Origin of the sequence: Algibacter lectus (assembly GCF_900112395.1) — a bacterium.
GTDB classification, from domain to species: Bacteria; Bacteroidota; Bacteroidia; order Flavobacteriales; family Flavobacteriaceae; genus Algibacter; species Algibacter lectus.
The window spans coordinates 146,099-163,045 of the sequence record NZ_FOLN01000008.1 but is presented as its reverse complement, the minus strand read 5'-3'; the positions used below and the strand labels follow the sequence as shown (position 1 = coordinate 163,045).

16 protein-coding genes are annotated in these 16,947 nt (G+C 34.1%); 9 read left to right on the top strand and 7 right to left on the bottom strand.

Annotation, left to right across the window (positions count from 1 at the left end; genetic code table 11):
- The first annotated feature begins 31 nt into the window (after nt 1-31).
- Both nadE and BM246_RS14450 read left to right on the top strand, forming a co-directional pair.
- The gene (gene nadE / locus BM246_RS14455) at nt 32-820 is read left to right on the top strand and encodes an NAD(+) synthase (RefSeq protein ID WP_042497148.1); all 789 of its coding nucleotides are present in this window, start codon (nt 32-34) and stop codon (nt 818-820) included.
- Between the two features lie 100 nt (nt 821-920).
- Nucleotides 921-1,553 carry a response regulator gene (locus BM246_RS14450; RefSeq protein ID WP_042504465.1) on the top strand — a complete coding sequence of 211 codons (633 nt, stop codon included), beginning with the start codon at nt 921-923 and terminating at the stop codon, nt 1,551-1,553.
- Here the strand turns inward: BM246_RS14450 and dnaG are convergent.
- Together dnaG and lipB are read right to left on the bottom strand one after the other, a co-directional pair.
- Nucleotides 1,548-3,572, bottom strand: a complete 2,025-nt coding sequence (gene dnaG / locus BM246_RS14445) for a DNA primase (RefSeq protein ID WP_074938857.1) — start codon at nt 3,570-3,572, stop codon at nt 1,548-1,550. The two genes, BM246_RS14450 and dnaG, sit on opposite strands and share 6 nt — an antisense overlap.
- 53 nt (nt 3,573-3,625) lie before the next feature.
- Nucleotides 3,626-4,324, bottom strand: coding sequence for a lipoyl(octanoyl) transferase LipB (gene lipB / locus BM246_RS14440; protein WP_042497046.1), 699 nt, complete (start codon nt 4,322-4,324; stop codon nt 3,626-3,628).
- Nucleotides 4,325-4,399: 75 nt separating this feature from the next.
- On the opposite strand from lipB, the gene BM246_RS14435 reads away from it, so the two are divergent.
- Genes BM246_RS14435 through rluF form a run of 3 tightly spaced genes read left to right on the top strand, consistent with a single transcriptional unit; the run spans nt 4,400 to nt 6,376 of the window.
- Nucleotides 4,400-4,768, top strand: coding sequence for a cupin domain-containing protein (locus tag BM246_RS14435; protein WP_042504284.1), 369 nt, complete (start codon nt 4,400-4,402; stop codon nt 4,766-4,768).
- Between the two features lie 6 nt (nt 4,769-4,774).
- Complete coding sequence (locus BM246_RS14430; RefSeq protein ID WP_074938855.1) at nt 4,775-5,602, top strand: alpha/beta fold hydrolase; 828 nt, start codon at nt 4,775-4,777, stop codon at nt 5,600-5,602.
- An 18-nt stretch (nt 5,603-5,620) separates the two neighbouring features.
- Nucleotides 5,621-6,376: a 23S rRNA pseudouridine(2604) synthase RluF gene (gene rluF / locus BM246_RS14425; protein WP_074938853.1), complete on the top strand. Its 756-nt coding sequence runs from the start codon at nt 5,621-5,623 to the stop codon at nt 6,374-6,376.
- 54 nt (nt 6,377-6,430) lie between these two features.
- Here rluF and BM246_RS14420 read toward each other — a convergent pair whose 3' ends face one another.
- From BM246_RS14420 to ffh, 4 genes are all read right to left on the bottom strand, one after another.
- Nucleotides 6,431-6,682 carry a hypothetical protein gene (locus tag BM246_RS14420; protein ID WP_042504288.1) on the bottom strand — a complete coding sequence of 84 codons (252 nt, stop codon included), beginning with the start codon at nt 6,680-6,682 and terminating at the stop codon, nt 6,431-6,433.
- 30 nt (nt 6,683-6,712) lie between these two features.
- Complete coding sequence (gene folD, locus BM246_RS14415) at nt 6,713-7,591, bottom strand: bifunctional methylenetetrahydrofolate dehydrogenase/methenyltetrahydrofolate cyclohydrolase FolD (protein WP_074938851.1); 879 nt, start codon at nt 7,589-7,591, stop codon at nt 6,713-6,715.
- Between the two features lie 87 nt (nt 7,592-7,678).
- The gene (locus BM246_RS14410) at nt 7,679-8,053 is read right to left on the bottom strand and encodes a four helix bundle protein (protein ID WP_042504292.1); all 375 of its coding nucleotides are present in this window, start codon (nt 8,051-8,053) and stop codon (nt 7,679-7,681) included.
- A gap of 77 nt (nt 8,054-8,130) precedes the next feature.
- Nucleotides 8,131-9,459, bottom strand: coding sequence for a signal recognition particle protein (ffh, locus tag BM246_RS14405; RefSeq protein ID WP_042504466.1), 1,329 nt, complete (start codon nt 9,457-9,459; stop codon nt 8,131-8,133).
- 367 nt (nt 9,460-9,826) lie between these two features.
- On the opposite strand from ffh, the gene BM246_RS14400 reads away from it, so the two are divergent.
- Complete coding sequence (locus BM246_RS14400) at nt 9,827-10,267, top strand: hypothetical protein (protein WP_042497032.1); 441 nt, start codon at nt 9,827-9,829, stop codon at nt 10,265-10,267.
- Nucleotides 10,268-10,346: 79 nt separating this feature from the next.
- Here BM246_RS14400 and BM246_RS14395 read toward each other — a convergent pair whose 3' ends face one another.
- Nucleotides 10,347-10,505 carry a YqaE/Pmp3 family membrane protein gene (locus BM246_RS14395; RefSeq protein WP_074938849.1) on the bottom strand — a complete coding sequence of 53 codons (159 nt, stop codon included), beginning with the start codon at nt 10,503-10,505 and terminating at the stop codon, nt 10,347-10,349.
- Nucleotides 10,506-10,839: 334 nt separating this feature from the next.
- On the opposite strand from BM246_RS14395, the gene lysS reads away from it, so the two are divergent.
- The 3 genes from lysS (at nt 10,840) to BM246_RS14380 (ending at nt 16,910) form a co-directional block, all read left to right on the top strand.
- The gene (lysS, locus tag BM246_RS14390; protein ID WP_074938847.1) at nt 10,840-12,537 is read left to right on the top strand and encodes a lysine--tRNA ligase; all 1,698 of its coding nucleotides are present in this window, start codon (nt 10,840-10,842) and stop codon (nt 12,535-12,537) included.
- Between the two features lie 605 nt (nt 12,538-13,142).
- A complete protein-coding gene (locus BM246_RS14385) occupies nt 13,143-14,360 on the top strand; it encodes a hypothetical protein (protein WP_074938845.1) in 1,218 nt (405 codons plus the stop codon).
- A gap of 114 nt (nt 14,361-14,474) precedes the next feature.
- Nucleotides 14,475-16,910, top strand: coding sequence for a zinc-dependent metalloprotease (locus BM246_RS14380; protein WP_074938843.1), 2,436 nt, complete (start codon nt 14,475-14,477; stop codon nt 16,908-16,910).
- Nucleotides 16,911-16,947: the final 37 nt, after the last annotated feature.

Sequence of the window (16,947 nt, the reverse complement as noted above, 5' to 3'; positions counted from 1 at the left end):
GGTAGTATTCTTATATCAAAACTCTTCTAAAATGCAAACAGAAAAAGTAGTAGATTATATTGTAAATTGGTTAAAAGATTATGCAACAAAAGCTGGAGTAAACGGTTTTGTAATAGGTGTTTCTGGCGGAATAGACTCGGCAGTTGCCTCGACATTATGCGCCAAAACTGGATTAAACGTTTTATGTATTGAAATGCCAATACACCAAGCCGAAAGCCACGTTACTCGTGCACAAGAACATATTGCACAACTTTCTAAACGCTTTGATAATGTTAGCGATACAAGAACCGATTTAACGCCAGTATTTGAGTCTTTTAAATCTGAATTGTTTTTCGACGGAGATAAAGCTACAGTCGATATGGCACTAGCCAATACGAGAGCACGTTTACGCATGACCACTTTATACTATTATGCCGGACTTTATAAACTATTAGTTGCAGGAACAGGTAATAAAGTTGAAGATTTTGGTGTTGGTTTTTACACAAAATACGGCGATGGAGGTGTAGATTTAAGTCCAATCGCAGATTTATTAAAATCTCAAGTTTACGAAATTGGTGAGTTTTTAGAAGTTCCAGAATCTATTATGAAAGCTGCTCCTAGCGACGGGCTTTTTGGAGATACAAGAAGTGATGAAGATCAAATTGGAGCCTCGTATCCCGAGTTAGAATGGGCAATGTCCATGGATGAAGCTGGCAAAACAGCTGCAGAATTTTCTGGACGCGAGCTTGAAGTTTTTAAAATTTACAAAAGATTTAATTCTAGTAATAAACACAAAATGATTGCCATCCCAATCTGTGATATTCCTGATAATTTGATGTAATTTTTGTAAAATACGTAAAAAACTCATACTTTAGCCCCCGAGCTTTTTTCTTTCAAGTAGTATATTCTCTCAACCCTTTACAATGAAAGCTCGGAAAATTATGATAAAATTATTAATAGCAGACAACCATCCTATTACTAGGAAGGGACTAGAGGTGCTTTTTTCTGCCTCACCAAACATCGAAATTGTTGGAAGTTTACAAGATGGAAATGACATCTTAGATTTCATTAGAAAAAACGAAGTGGACATTATTTTAACTGAAGCTGATTTCCCTAAGCTTAATGGTTTAACCCTTTTACGTTATTTAAAAAATGATTTCCCCGACATTAAAACCGTGATTTTTAGCGGTGAACCTGAAGAAGTTTATGCTATAAATGCTATTAAAGCAGGAGCTTCTGGATTTATCCATAAATCTGTAAATGTGATTACTATCAACGAAGCTATTTTAAAAGTTTACGATGGTGGTATTTATTTAAGTAATGACCTAACCCAACAACTAGCGTTTGGGAACAGAGTGAATAAAGGCTCTGGAACGTTTTACAAAAAGTTATCCACTAGAGAAGCTGAAGTTTTAAAGCTTTTAACTATCGGTAGAAAAAACAAAGAAATCTCTAAAGAATTAGACATTAACGAAAAAACAGTAAGTACTTACAAAGCGCGTTTAATGCGTAAGCTTAAAGTAACAAACCTTATTGATTTAGTTAACCAAGCGAAACTAGCAGAACACCTATAGTACGCGGTTTAATTTTCGAGATAACAACATTTTAAGACCCGAATAGTCTCTTACTTCTTCTAGTATGTTTCTATTCGAGTCTTTTTTATTTTGCAACGTTTCTTGTTGAAACTCTTTTACTTTTTGATCTATTAAAAAGCAACGCAAATTAAGTATGGTCTCGCTTACTAGTTGTGCTATACTCATTTTTTTCTCCTTCGGAAAAATATTCATTCTATTCCAATCGTCTAGCGCATAGCGATCATCATCCATTAAAATAGTAGTAATTTCGCTAGACATATCTGTACTTACGGTATTGATGAAGGTCTTTAACTCAAACTTCGTATCCTGATTTAATCTATCAATAATGGTGTAATAAAGCTCCTTAAATTGTGTATTTGTAAACTCCATTTCATCATCCTGCAAATCTAAAAACACCTTTTCGAATACTTTTGCCTCATGCACAACAGGTTCTAAAACCAAATCGCCTTTTTCATTTTCTTTCAAAACTAAATCTTCAAACTCCTCTACCTCATTACCATAAAGCAGAAGCACTTCAATAATCTTTCGTTCTAAAAGATACTGAACATCTACTTTTTTTACAGGCTCTTTATTTGTAATCACCTCAAACGGATAATTATCCGGAGGACCTTCTCTTGGGTCTTGATTTGGATCCATATTCGGATCCATGTTATAATTCTGTTTATTAGTTGCTGGCTTCGAGCTATTATCTTTGGCTGTTTTACTATTAATTTGCGCAAGTGTGCTGAATAATACAGATTCACTCATATCCATGATACGCGCACATTCTTGAATGTAAATTTCCTTCTTTATCTGGTCTGGAATTTTAGAAATACTATTTACAATATCTCTAACCGTATCTGCTTTTTTAATCGGATCGTTTTTAGATTCTTCGAATAAAATAGATGCTTTAAATTGAATAAAATCTTTAGCATTTTCAGTTAAATATGTAGAAACTTCCTCTAATGTATTTTGTTTTGCAAAACTATCAGGATCTTCACCTTCTGGGAAGGTACACACCTTAACGTTCATGCCTTGCTCTAAAATTAAATCGATACCACGTAGCGACGCTCGCATACCTGCTGCATCCCCATCAAAAAGGACCGTAATATTTTTGGTAAGCCTATTTATTAATCTAATTTGATCTGGTGTTAATGCCGTACCAGAAGATGCCACAACATTTGTTATACCTGTTTGATGAAACTGAATCACATCGGTATAACCCTCAACCAAATAACAGTTATCTTCTTTTGCAATACTTTGCTTAGCATGATAAATACCATACAACACCTTACTTTTATGGTAGATATCACTTTCTGGCGAATTCATATACTTCGCTGCTTTTTTATCAAGCACCAAAATACGACCACCAAAACCTAACACACGGCCACTCATACTTTTTATAGGAAACAACACACGACCTTTAAAACGATCGAAACGCTTATCTCCTTTAACAATGGTTAACCCTGTTTTTGCTAAATAATCGATATTATAGCCTTGTTTCAAAGCCTCATCGGTAAAACCTTGCCATTCGTTTAGCGAATATCCTAAATCGAATTTTTTAATAGTTTCTTCTGTAAAACCGCGCTCTTTAAAATAACTTAAACCAATAGATTTTCCTTGGTCTGTTTTATGAAGAATTTTCTGAAAGTAGGTGTTTGCGAATTCACTAACCAAATACAAACTTTCACGCTCATTAGCCTGCTCTTTTTGTTCATTAGATTGCTCGGTTTCTTCTATTTCGATATTATATTTTTTTGCTAAATATTTTATCGCTTCCGGATAAGTAAAATGCTCATGCTCCATTAAAAAAGACACAGATGTACCGCCTTTTCCTGTTGAAAAATCTTTCCAGATTTGCTTCACTGGCGATACCACAAAACTTGGCGAGCGCTCGTCACTAAAAGGGCTTAACCCTTTAAAATTACTTCCTGCTTTTTTTAAGTTTACAAAATCGCCAATAACCTCCTCTACTCGGGCGGTTTCAAATACTAAATCTATGGATGCTGGTGATATCAAATTTAATTTTTTAAAGTAAAAACAATTTATTATTTAAATAATCGCGATTCTTTTTAAACAAATTCAGCTTCAAAAAGAGCTTTAAAATGTTTTAGTAATTTCTCTTTTAACTCAACCTCATCAACTGTTTTTTGAGCCAACTCTACATTAAGTGATGTCACTGCTTTACCGCGAATACCGCATGGTATAATATTATCAAAATATCCCAAATTAGCATTTACATTTAATGCAAATCCATGCATAGTAACCCAACGACTTGCGCGCACACCCATAGCGCATATTTTTCGAGCAAAAGGTGTTCCAACATCAAGCCAAACTCCTGTTTCACCTGGGCTTCTTTCTGCCTTTAAACCATATTCTGCTAAAGTTAAAATAATCATTTCTTCTAAAAAGCGTAAATATTTATGAATATCGGTGAAAAAATTCTCCAAATCTAAAATAGGATAACCAACAATTTGCCCTGGACCATGATAAGTAATATCTCCTCCTCTATTTATTTTATAAAAGCTCGCGCCTTTTTCGGCTAACTGTGCTTCATTTAAAAGCAAGTTCGACAAATCGCCACTTTTACCCAAAGTATATACATGCGGATGCGTAACAAACAAAAAATAGTTTTTGGTTTTTAGAGCGGTTTCCTCTCTCCTATTCTTTATTTTTGCATCAACAATACCCTTAAACAAAGCCTCTTGGTAATCCCAAGTATCTTTATAATCTTTATAGCCTAAATCCTGCAGTTCAATTTGCTTATTCATAGGCTGCAAAATTACAATATTTTAAGGAGAAAGATTAACGTAAAACAGCAATAAGACAAAAGTAAAATTAAAGATATGTCTAAAAAAAAATATACCATTCAAGCCAATCCCTTTATTGTACCAACAACCGATGGCAAAATCATTAAAGAGCATTTTGGAAACACAACCGATGGCAATAAAGACATCAGCATTGCACACATGAAAGCCCCTGCAGGTTGGAGTGAGCCTTTTCAAACTCCAGAATTCGATGAATTTACCTTTATTATTAGTGGTAAAAAACAATTTATTATCGATAGCGAAACTATTGTTTTAGAAGCGGGACAATCTATAAAAATTGAACGCAATACTAGAGTACAATACTCTAATCCATTTACCGAAGTTTGCGAATATATTGCTATTTGCACCCCAGCTTTTTCAATAGATTTAGTAAACCGAGAAGCGTAAACAAAAATGAAAAAATATATCCCTAAAATTATTGGCAACGGCATAAATGCTATTGGTTTTTTAACTCCAAAATACGCTGCACACCTATCAATCGTTTTATTTTCTTCTCCTAAAAAAGGTAAAACTAACGAAAAGCAAGCCGCTTACTTAAAAAGTGCACAACAAGACGAACTTATTTGCAACGATATTAAAATAAAAACTTACCAGTGGCCCGGTAAAAAAGACACTATTTTGTTGGCACATGGATGGGAAAGCAACACCTACCGCTGGAAAGATTTAATTGAACTTCTAAAAGCTGAAGATTATAACGTGATTGCACTAGATGCTCCTGCACACGGAAGTTCTGGCGGAAAAATTTTTAACGCTTTAATTTATTCTGAATGTATACTCGCTGTGGCCAAAAAATTTAAAGCAACAACTATTATCGGGCATTCAGTTGGTGGTATGGCTACTGCTTTTGGTAATTATAATTTACCAATAGACCATGTAGAAAAACTTGTACTTCTAGGAGCTCCTGCAGATTTTACAGGTGTTTTCTCCAGATATATAGATATGATGGGCTACAACAAACGCGTTTCTAAAGCAATGAATACCTATGTTTTAAAACGCTTTAATAATTTACCTGAATATTTTAACGCAGCACAATTTACTCAAGAGTTTAAAGCCAAAGGACTTATTGTTCACGATAAAAAAGATAGAATTATTCCTTATAAAGATGGGTTGAAATTTAAACAGAACTACACAAATGGTGAGTTTGTTTCTACTAAAGGTTTTGGACATGGTTTAAAATCAGATTTAGTTTACAATCATATTTTAGACTTTTTAAACACTTAATTAACCTATTTTTGCAAGATGGAAGTACAATTAAAACGTATTAATAAATTTTTAAGTGAAGTTGGTTATTGCTCGCGCAGAGAAGCCGATAAGCTAATCGATGCCGGACGCGTAACAATTAATGGCAGCATACCAGAAATGGGGACTAAAATCGCGCCTAACGATGTAGTATGCGTTGATGGCAAAGAAATTACAAATACTAAAACATCGTTTGTTTATTTAGCATTCAATAAACCCGTAGGTATTGTTTGTACTACAGACACTTCCGTGGAAAAAGATAATATCATTGATTTTATAAATTACCCGAAACGTATTTTCCCTATTGGACGATTAGATAAGCCAAGTGAAGGCCTAATTCTTTTAACCGATGATGGAGATATTGTAAACAAGATTCTACGTGCTAGTAACAATCACGAAAAGGAATATATAGTTACGGTTGACAAACCAATTTCTCAAACATTTATTGAACGCATGGCAGGCGGTATTCCTCTAGAAGAACTAAACAAAACCACAAAGAAATGTGATGTTCAAAAAATAAACACTTATACCTTCAAAATTATTTTAACACAAGGTTTAAACCGTCAAATCCGTCGTATGTGCGATTACCTAAACTACGAGGTAGAGACTTTAAAACGTGTTAGAATTATGAATATTAAACTCGATATGCCTATTGGCGAATATCGCGAGTTAAGCAAAGAAGAATTTATTGATTTAAATAAGCTTTTGGAAGATTCCACAAAAACTTATGAAGACAATAAAAAACGCAAAGCATAAAAAAAAGCCTCAAATTTAAATTTGAGGCTTTTTTTTATTTCTTATTTCTATGTTTTAACTTTCAGTTTCCGCGGTATTCAAATCTTTAGTTTCCTTTGGCTTCTTCCAAAACAACAAGCATACACCTGCCCAAACTAAAGCGATAACAACCATTCCTATAAAAAATGGTGTTTCTCCCTGATCCATAGAGCTATCTTCTATTCCAAAAATATAAAACGCTAACAAACCAAAAAATATTATTTGTCCCGCGAAATAGGCTATTACACCTTTTTTTGTTAAATATCTTAATATTAATGCATCTAGCATATTCTATCTATTTTATTAATGTTTAAGCGTTTATTGCAAATTTCTTTCTCGAGCCAATAACGTATTTTTAAGCAACATTGCAATCGTCATTGGGCCAACACCTCCCGGTACTGGTGTAATATAACTTGCTTTTTTACTTACACTTTCGAACTCTACATCTCCAGCTAATCTATACCCAGTTTTTTTAGTAGCATCTGGCACACGTGTAATTCCAACATCGATAATTACAACATCTTCCTTAACCATATCTCCTGTTAAAAACTCCGAAATACCTATAGCAGCGACAACAATATCAGCTTCTAAAGTAATTTCTTTTAAGTTTTTAGAACGACTGTGCACTACAGTTACGGTAGCATCACCAGCTTTTCTTTTCTGACTCATTAAAATACTCATTGGGCGACCAACGATATGACTACGTCCTAAAACAACAACGTTCTTACCAGAGGTTTCAATTTGATAACGCTCTAACAACTCCATAATACCATAAGGTGTTGCAGGTAGAAAAGTTGGCAGATCTAAAGCCATTTTACCTACATTTGTTGGATGGAAACCATCAACATCTTTATCTGGGTTTACAGCCATTAAAACCTTTTGCTCATCGATGTGTTTTGGCAATGGTAATTGCACTATGAAACCATCAATATCGTTATCGGTATTTAATTGATCAATTTTTTGAAGTAATTCTTCTTCAGTAGTATAATCTGGTAAATCTATTAAAGTAGAATTAAAACCAATACGTTCACAAGCTTTTACTTTTGCATTTACATAAGTCATACTTGCACCGTCTGTACCAACTAAAATAGCAGCAAGATGTGGCACTTTTTCTCCTTTAGAAACCATAGCTTTTACATGCTCGGCGATTTCATCTTTAATGTCGTTACTTACTTTTTTTCCGTCTAAAATTGTCATATAAAATATAGTTTTCAGTGGCAGTCGCGGTCACAGTGCTCACTCTTATATGCATACTCAAAATTTCAAGCATGCGTTATTTTTATTTTAACCTTCTATTTTTACTCCGAATTTCCCCGGATTATTTATCATGTAATTTATTAGTCTACCAATCTCTTTTCCTTGTTCCGAAAAATGCATATAATCTTCCGATGATATATAATTACAAGCCAAAGCAAAATCTATCCACGTATTCGTTTCAGAATTCTCTCCGTCTGCATCTGTTAATTTACTAATGAAATGTTTAGGATATCGCCTTTTACGATATGCCTCTGCAATATTTGCGCAAACAGAGCGAGAACTTCTCCTAATTTGATCGGTTAAAGAATAAGTCTCCTCCTTTGGAAAACCTTTTGACACATTAAAAATATGCATTGACAAATCGAATGCTTTTTTATAGGCCAATAATTCTTTAAAATCCATACTTCAACTGTAAACTGAGACTGAGACTGAGACTGAGACTGAGACTGAGACTGAGACTGAGACTGTAAACTAAATAATTATTTCATATTCTGCATCATCTGCATCATCTTTTTGCCACCACCACCTTGCATCATCTTCATCATTTTGCTCATTTGGTTGAATTGCTTTAAAAGTTGATTTACTTGTTGTACAGAAGTACCAGAACCTTTACCTATTCTTATTTTTCTACTTGCGTTTATAATAGCTGGGTTTGTTCTTTCGCTTGGCGTCATAGAATGAATAATAGCTTCAATACCTTTAAAAGCGTCATCATCTATATCGACATCTTTAAGCATTTTACCAGCACCAGGAATCATACCCATAAGGTCTTTCATGTTTCCCATTTTCTTTATTTGCTGAATTTGCTTTAAGAAATCGTCGAAACCGAATTGATTTTTAGCAATTTTCTTTTGAAGTTTTCTTGCTTCAACCTCATCAAATTGCTCTTGTGCACGTTCTACTAAAGACACCACATCTCCCATACCTAAAATACGGTCGGCCATACGTGATGGATAAAACACATCGATAGCTTCCATTTTCTCACCAGTACCAATAAACTTAATTGGTTTATTCACTACCGATTTAATAGAAATTGCTGCTCCACCTCGCGTATCACCATCTAATTTAGTAAGGATAACACCATCGAAGTTTAAGACATCGTTAAAAGATTTTGCAGTATTTACAGCATCCTGCCCCGTCATAGAATCTACTACAAACAATGTTTCTTGTGGACTTATAGCTTTATGAATATTCGATATTTCGGTCATCATCGCCTCATCTACAGCTAAACGACCAGCGGTATCAATAATAACCACGTTATGTCCGTTTGCTTTTGCATGAGCAATACCTGCTTGCGAAATTGCAACAGGATCTGTATTACCTCTATCACTAAAAACCTCTACACCAATTTGATCACCAACAACGTGTAACTGATCGATTGCCGCCGGACGATAAACATCACAGGCTACCAATAAAGGCTTTTTTGTTTTCTTGTTTTTTAAATAATTTGCAAGTTTACCAGAAAAGGTTGTTTTACCAGACCCTTGTAAACCCGACATTAAAATAATACTTGGCGTACCAGATAAATTAATACCTTCTACATCGCCACCCATAAGTTCGGTAAGCTCATCTTTTACAATTTTAACCATTAATTGCCCTGGTTGCAGAGTGGTTAAAACGTCTTGCCCTAGCGCTTTTTCTTTTACTCGGTTAGTAAAATCTTTGGCTATTTTAAAGTTAACATCGGCATCTAAAAGTGCACGACGAACTTCTTTTAACGTTTCGGCTACGTTTACTTCGGTTATGCTTCCGTGACCTTTTAATACGTGTAAGGCTTTATCTAATTTATCGCTTAAATTATTGAACATGGTTTTTAAGTATTGAGTTGGCAATCCGCACTTGACAGTCCATGGTTGGCTATCCAAGAGTTAACGGCATGCTATCTTATTAAAAATGAAGTGCAAAAATAATGAAATATTTTGTTTTTTTCGATGAATTCACCCGTTTTTGTTCCGCAAGGATTCAGGCAAAAAAAAGAACAAACCATTCTCAAAACCAACCCATTAGCCCCACACTCCAAACCTACAGAATAGAATTTATAAGCTGAAATATTACAGACAAACAAGACTAACCATCAATTTAGGGTGATTAGAAAAACTGATTATTTAATAAATGAAAGAATTTTATTATATCAAATATTATCATTAACCTTGCTGTTCACAAAAAACAAAACCCATGAAAACCTACTTTAAAATTTCATTAACATTATTAATTTCTCTAATGATAAGTTGTTCGGACGACGACAATTCAGGAGATAACATTTCTAATCAAATATTACAAGGACAAGTATTTGGAAATGATTTTACAGCTTTAGGAGGTAAAGCATTCGATTCTGGTGAAGATATTTCTGTAAACATAACAAATATAGTAGCTGACTGCGAATCTTCTGTTCTTGATTATGACCTAGAAATATCTACTTACGTTACACCTGAAGTAGGTGTTTATGAAGGGATAAATGTTGTTTTCAATAAAGAAGGAGAAGCGCCATACAACTATTTAGATGCCACTGTTGAAGTAACATCACTTACTGAGACTGAAATTACTGTAAAAATTAAAGCCGATTCTAGTTCTGATAAAACTGTTGAAGGTACATTTACAGTGCCTTATTGTCAATAAGACATATCTAATCTTATTTTAAAGGGGCGTTGCAACTAATAGTTGCAACGACCCTTTTTTTATTCTAATAAACTAAAACTTAGTTTTTAGGGTTATTTAAAATAATTAACGCTGCAATGACGCCTGGTACCCAGCCACAAAGCCATAGCAAGAAAACGATTATTATAGATCCGCAGCCTTTATCTAAAACAGCTAATGGCGGACAAATGATTGAAAGTAAAACTCTCCAGAAACTCATAATGATTTGATTTTGATTGATGATTTTAATTATTTGACGTTTTATTAAACGTTTTGTTACAGCTTTTTTTTAAAGTTTAAGAGTTTCAGATATTGAATTTACCTAATTACAAAAACACATTGCTATTAAAAAAATAACTTAGCTAAATGGCCCGCGCTAGGGATAGCAGTGAAAAGCCCACAGCAGGGCCAATGGTAATTGGACCTACGAGGACTTGTAGCGTATAGCCCGACCCTTGTGGTAGCGCCCAAAAAAAAATGAGGAATTGTTAATGGAAAATGGACAACCAAATGTTTATCTTTGTGCCTTTAAAATTTTTAGAGCATTTTAGACTATGTCGCAATTATCAGAACAAGAACTTGTAAGAAGAGAGAAATTAGTAAAATTACGCGCTATGGGCATTAACCCATATCCGGCGGATTTATACCCTGTAACCCACACATCGAAATCGATAAAACAGGATTTTACAGAAGAAAAACAGGTGGTTGTTGCTGGTAGATTGATGGCAATAAACATACAAGGTAAAGCATCGTTCGCGCAGTTGCAAGACGGCGAAGGACGTATACAGCTATATTTTAACCGTGACGAAATTTGCGCTGGTGAAGATAAAACCAAATACAATGATGTTTTTAAGAAATTACTAGATTTAGGTGATTTTGTTGGTATTGAAGGCAATTTGTTTACAACTAAGGTTGGCGAAAAAACTATTCGTGTTAAAGATTTTACTTTATTAAGTAAGGCTTTAAAACCATTACCATTACCAAAAGAAAAAGACGGAAAAGTATTTGATGCTTTTACCGATCCTGAATTACGTTACCGCCAACGTTATGCCGATTTAGTGGTTAACCCCCACGTAAAAGAGGTATTTGTTAAGCGTACTAAATTATTTAATGCCATGCGTTCGTTTTTTAACGATGCTGGATATTTTGAGGTTGAAACTCCGGTTTTACAACCTATTCCTGGTGGTGCTGCGGCTCGCCCATTTATTACACACCATAACAGTTTGGATATTCCGTTGTATATGCGAATTGCCAACGAGTTGTATTTAAAACGACTTATTGTTGGTGGCTTTGATGGGGTTTACGAATTCTCGAAAAACTTTAGAAATGAAGGGATGGACAGAACACACAACCCTGAATTTACAGCTATGGAAATCTACGTATCATACAAAGATTATAACTGGATGATGGATTTCTGCGAGCAACTTTTAGAGCATTGTGCTATTGCCGTAAACGGAACTAGCGAAGCTACTTTTGGCGAACATAAAATTGATTTTAAAGCACCTTACGCTCGTGTTACCATGGCAGACTCTATTAAACACTTTACAGGGTTTGATATTACTGGTAAAACCGAAGATGAAATTAGAGCTGCTGCAAAAGGCATGCATATTGAGGTGAATGATACCATGGGTAAAGGAAAATTAATTGATGAAATTTTTGGGGAAAAGTGTGAAGGCAACTACATACAACCAACTTTTATTACAGATTACCCAAAGGAAATGAGCCCACTATGTAAAGAGCATAGAGATAACCCAGAACTTACTGAGCGTTTTGAGTTAATGGTTTGTGGTAAAGAAATTGCAAATGCATATTCTGAATTAAACGACCCTATTGACCAACGTGAGCGTTTTGAGCATCAATTAAAGCTTGCTAAAAAAGGGGATGATGAAGCTACGGAATTTATTGATGAAGATTTTTTACGAGCTCTAGAATACGGTATGCCTCCAACGTCTGGTATGGGTATTGGGATGGATCGTTTAATTATGTTTTTAACAAACAACCAGTCTATACAAGAGGTTTTATTCTTTCCGCAAATGCGACCTGAAAAGAAAGCGTCTTCGATTGAATTGAACGACGATGAGAAAGCTTTACTTGCATTAATTGAAAAGGTTGAAAAAATAGATTTAAATGCTTTAAAAACACAAAGTGGTTTATCTAATAAAAAATGGGATAAAACTATTAAAGGTTTAACAAAAAATAATTTGGCAAAGGTTACAAAAACCGATGATGGCTTATTTGTAGAAGCTGTATAATCACTAAAATATTTTACAACATAAAAAGGCCCGTAATTTAACTAAAATTACGGGCCTTTTAATAACTAACTAACTTATCAACTTTTATGAAATTGAGATTTAAGGTTAACTACTCCTTAAATTCTATACAAAGAAACAGCCTAAATTTGAAAACATAATACTTGTTTAGATTTGTTTAACACACTTTTGATGTATTTTATAATTTCTTTAAGACTAAACTCGACGAGTTGTTAATTTTTTAAGAAAAACAAGAAGCAAACATTGGTTTATAAGCACAAAAAAGCCCGTGATTCTTATTCAAATCACGGGCTTCTTTTAACTAACTAATTAACTAATCAACTTTTATGAAAATTAAATTTTAAGGTTAACTACTCCTTAAATTCTATACAAAGAAACAGCCTAAATTTGAAAACATAATACTTATTTAGATTTGTTTAACATGCTTAGCCAGAGTTTTATCTTTTCTTTAAGAGTAAAGGGCATCACTTGTTAATTTTTTAAGAAAAACATGCTTTTATTTTGAAGGTTTTAGAGTGTTTCTAAAAACTTGAAGCTCCTCTTATTTTTTATCAATCTATTTTAATTAGTTTATTTACATTTGTATAATGAATAAAGCTATTATACTAATAATCTGTTTCTTAGGATCTTCTATTCTTAAAGCTCAACAAAATGATAGTATCGTTTTTAAAAACGGCATAGATAGCCCAAATCAATTAGCGACACATCATTTTGGTATGTTTAGCTCAAGAATTTCTACTAACTTTAAATTTCACGCTCCTAAGCGTAATACTTTTAGTTTCAATATATCTAACGGAAATACCTTTCACCCATTTGTAGAGGCTTATTTACCTAAAGACCCGGAAACAAGAACACAACTTAACCAAGTAAAATGGCACGATCGCCCTTTTTATTTTATTGATCAAGAAACCACACCTGCCGATTACGTGAACATTGTTGTAGATGCAGTAATTAAAGAATTTCGAGCTAGTTTAAGCCTAGCATTATCTAAACATCATGAATTAAGTATATCGCTTCGCTCTCACCTTATAACAAAAGGCAAATATCCCTTTTCACCTTTCACAAGTGACGAAAGTATAGAGTGGTTCCATAGTAATATTGCTGGTGGTGAAGATCCCTACGGAAGGCGTTACTACGGCTTAAATAAAGTAGACTTTAAGTACACCGATAGAAACGGAAAAGTTTTAGAATTTGAGAATAACGATTTTTTTATTGGTGGTATTGAACTTAACCACTATTACTATCCAGAGTTTTTAATAAATAAAAGTCGCAACATCTTTATAAACTTCGGAAGTCATTTAGGTTTAAATACTTCAAAATATAATTCTGCTATAGACCTCGGAGTTTCAGCAAACGCAGTAAAACATATTAAATTAAAAAACCAATACGAACTTAATATTGCATTAGGTGCAAATTTATTACGCAAAAACATTATAGATTTTAAAGACAATGTAGATTTGGGTAATAACCCTTTTTTAGCAACTACAGAAAGCACTGTTGAAATTACAAAATACACTAAAAAAGGAAACTATAATGCCTTTAGCATTAATTACCAACTACAATCGCGTTACAACAAAAAAGATGAAGCTGGCTACTATAAACTTATTGGTAAATGGCAAGAAATAAATGGAGGTTGGCAACATGGTGTAAGCACGCTTTATAAAACATTAACCAATTGGAATTTCACCTATACTTACGGCATACCAGATATGCAATTGGCTTTTTACGTAAAAGAAGATTTTCTGGTTAATAATGCACCAGATTTCCAAACCGGATTCAACATAAAAATACCAGTACTTAATTAATAAAAAATCAGGTTTTTGTTAATTTTAATTAAAATTTCGTTAATTTTTACCACTATAGGTTATAATTTTATATAAAATAAATATTTTCACGTTATTAACTAACCCAATAATAATTTGAAAAAAACTACCAAACTATTATTGTTGTCTCTAACAACAATAATACTGTCTTGTAATTCTGCTAAAAAGACAGCAGAAGCCGATGCGGCTAGAAAAGTTATGCTCGCAAAAAAAGCGAAGGCTGACAAACTGAAAAAGCAACAAATTCAGCCGTACAGTAAAATCGTTACTAAAGATGCAAAAACGGATATAGGTTTATTTAAAATCCATACCATAGACGATAAATATTTGTATGAAATTCCAGATTCTCTTTTCGATAGAGAAATGCTTATGGTTACCCGAATTGCAAAAACAGCGAGCGGACTTGGCTTTGGCGGCGGAAAAGAAAACACACAAGTGCTACGCTGGCAAGTAAAGGATAAAAAAGTATTGCTACGCGTGGTATCAAACAACGTAGTAGCCGATAAATCTTTACCAATCCACGAGGCTGTTGTAAACTCTAATTTCGAACCTATTTTATATGCTTTTCCGATAAAAGCTTTTAGTAAAGACTCTACTGCAACAGTTATCGACGTTACCGATTTATACAAAAAAGATGTAAACTCGCTAGGCTTAAGCGTTCGAAACAAAAAGAACTATAAAGTATCTCGATTAGACGAGAGCAAATCTTACATAGAATCTGTAAAAAGTTACCCTTTAAACATTGAAGCGCGCCATGTAAAAACATACTACGCATCAAACCCTCCATCAAACTCTAGCACAGGGACTATTAGTATTGAAATCAATAACTCCATGATTTTACTACCTAAAACACCAATGAAGCGTCGTTATTTTGATAAACGTGTTGGTTGGTTTACAAGTAGCCAAACCGATTATGGTTTAGAAGCTCAAAAAAGTAAAAGACTAACGTATTTAGACCGCTGGAGATTAGAAGTAAAAGATGAAGATCTAGAAAAATTTAAAAATGGTGAACTGGTTGAGCCTAAAAAGCAAATTGTTTATTACATAGATAGAGCAACTCCTGTAAAATGGAGAAAATATATTAAACAAGGTATTGAAGATTGGCAAACTGCTTTTGAAGCCGCAGGTTTTAAAAACGCCATTATCGCTAAAGATCCGCCAAGTGTAGAAGAAGATCCAGAATGGACACCAGAAGACGCACGTTATTCTGTTGTGCGTTACTTAGCATCACCAATACCAAATGCAAATGGCCCGCACGTTAGCGACCCAAGATCTGGTGAAATACTAGAATCAGATATTAACTGGTACCACAACGTAATGAGCTTAGTAAACGGTTGGTTCTTTACTCAAACTGCCGCTGCAAACAAAGCCGCTCAAAACTCAGAATTTAGTGATGAGGTTATGGGAGAACTTATTCGTTTTGTATCATCTCACGAAGTTGGACACACTTTAGGTTTACCACATAACATGGGAAGTAGCTCTGCTTATAAAGTAGAAGATTTACGTGATCCTGAATTCACTAAAAAATACGGAACTGCTCCTTCTATTATGGATTATGCTCGTTTTAATTACATCGCGCAACCCGAAGATGTTGGCGTTTCTTTATTCCCAAATATTGGTATTTATGATAAATATTCAATTGCTTGGGGTTATAAACCTATTTTAGATAAAACTGCTGAAGAAGAAAAAGAAACTCTAGACAGTTGGATTATGGCACATGACGGAGATCCACTTTATAGATTTGGTAAACAACAAAGAGAAACTATAGATCCTAGCTCGCAAACTGAAGATTTAGGAGACGATGCTGTTTTAGCAAGTACTTATGGTATAAAAAACCTAAAACGCGTAGTGCCCAACTTAATTGAATGGACTACTAAAAACAACTCTGATTATGAAGATTTAAAAACCATGTATGGCCATGTGTTTTCACAATTTAACCGCTATATGGGGCATGTTGCCAACAACGTTGGTGGTGTTTACGAAAACTATAAAACAGCCGATCAAGAAGGTGCTGTTTACAGCCATGTAGATAAAAAACATCAAAAAGATTGTTTACTATTTATAAACGATCAATTATTTGAAACACCAGAATGGTTAATTTCTCCAGAGATTAATGATAAAATTAAGGCTTCAGGAATAATAGAACGTATTAATGCCGTGCAAACACGAACGTTAAACAACCTTTTAAGCACCTCTAGAATGCAACGAATGATAGAGAACGAATCGCTTAACGGAAACGACGCATACGCACTTACAAGCATGATGCGTGACTTAAGAAACGGCGTTTGGAAAGAATTAAACACCGGAAAGAATATAGACACCTACAAACGTAATTTACAACGTGCACACGTTAACAGGTTAGCTTATTTAATGACGAGCACAAGCAACTCAGATATTAAAGCTATTTCTCGTGCCGAACTTACTACTTTAAAAAACCTAGTACGCTCACGTATTGGATCTAGAAACGCTATTACAAACATTCACCTTAGAGATATGGCAGAACAAATTAATGCTATTTTAGACCCTAAATAAAAGCAAGTTACATAATTAGTACACCTAAAAAAGGCTT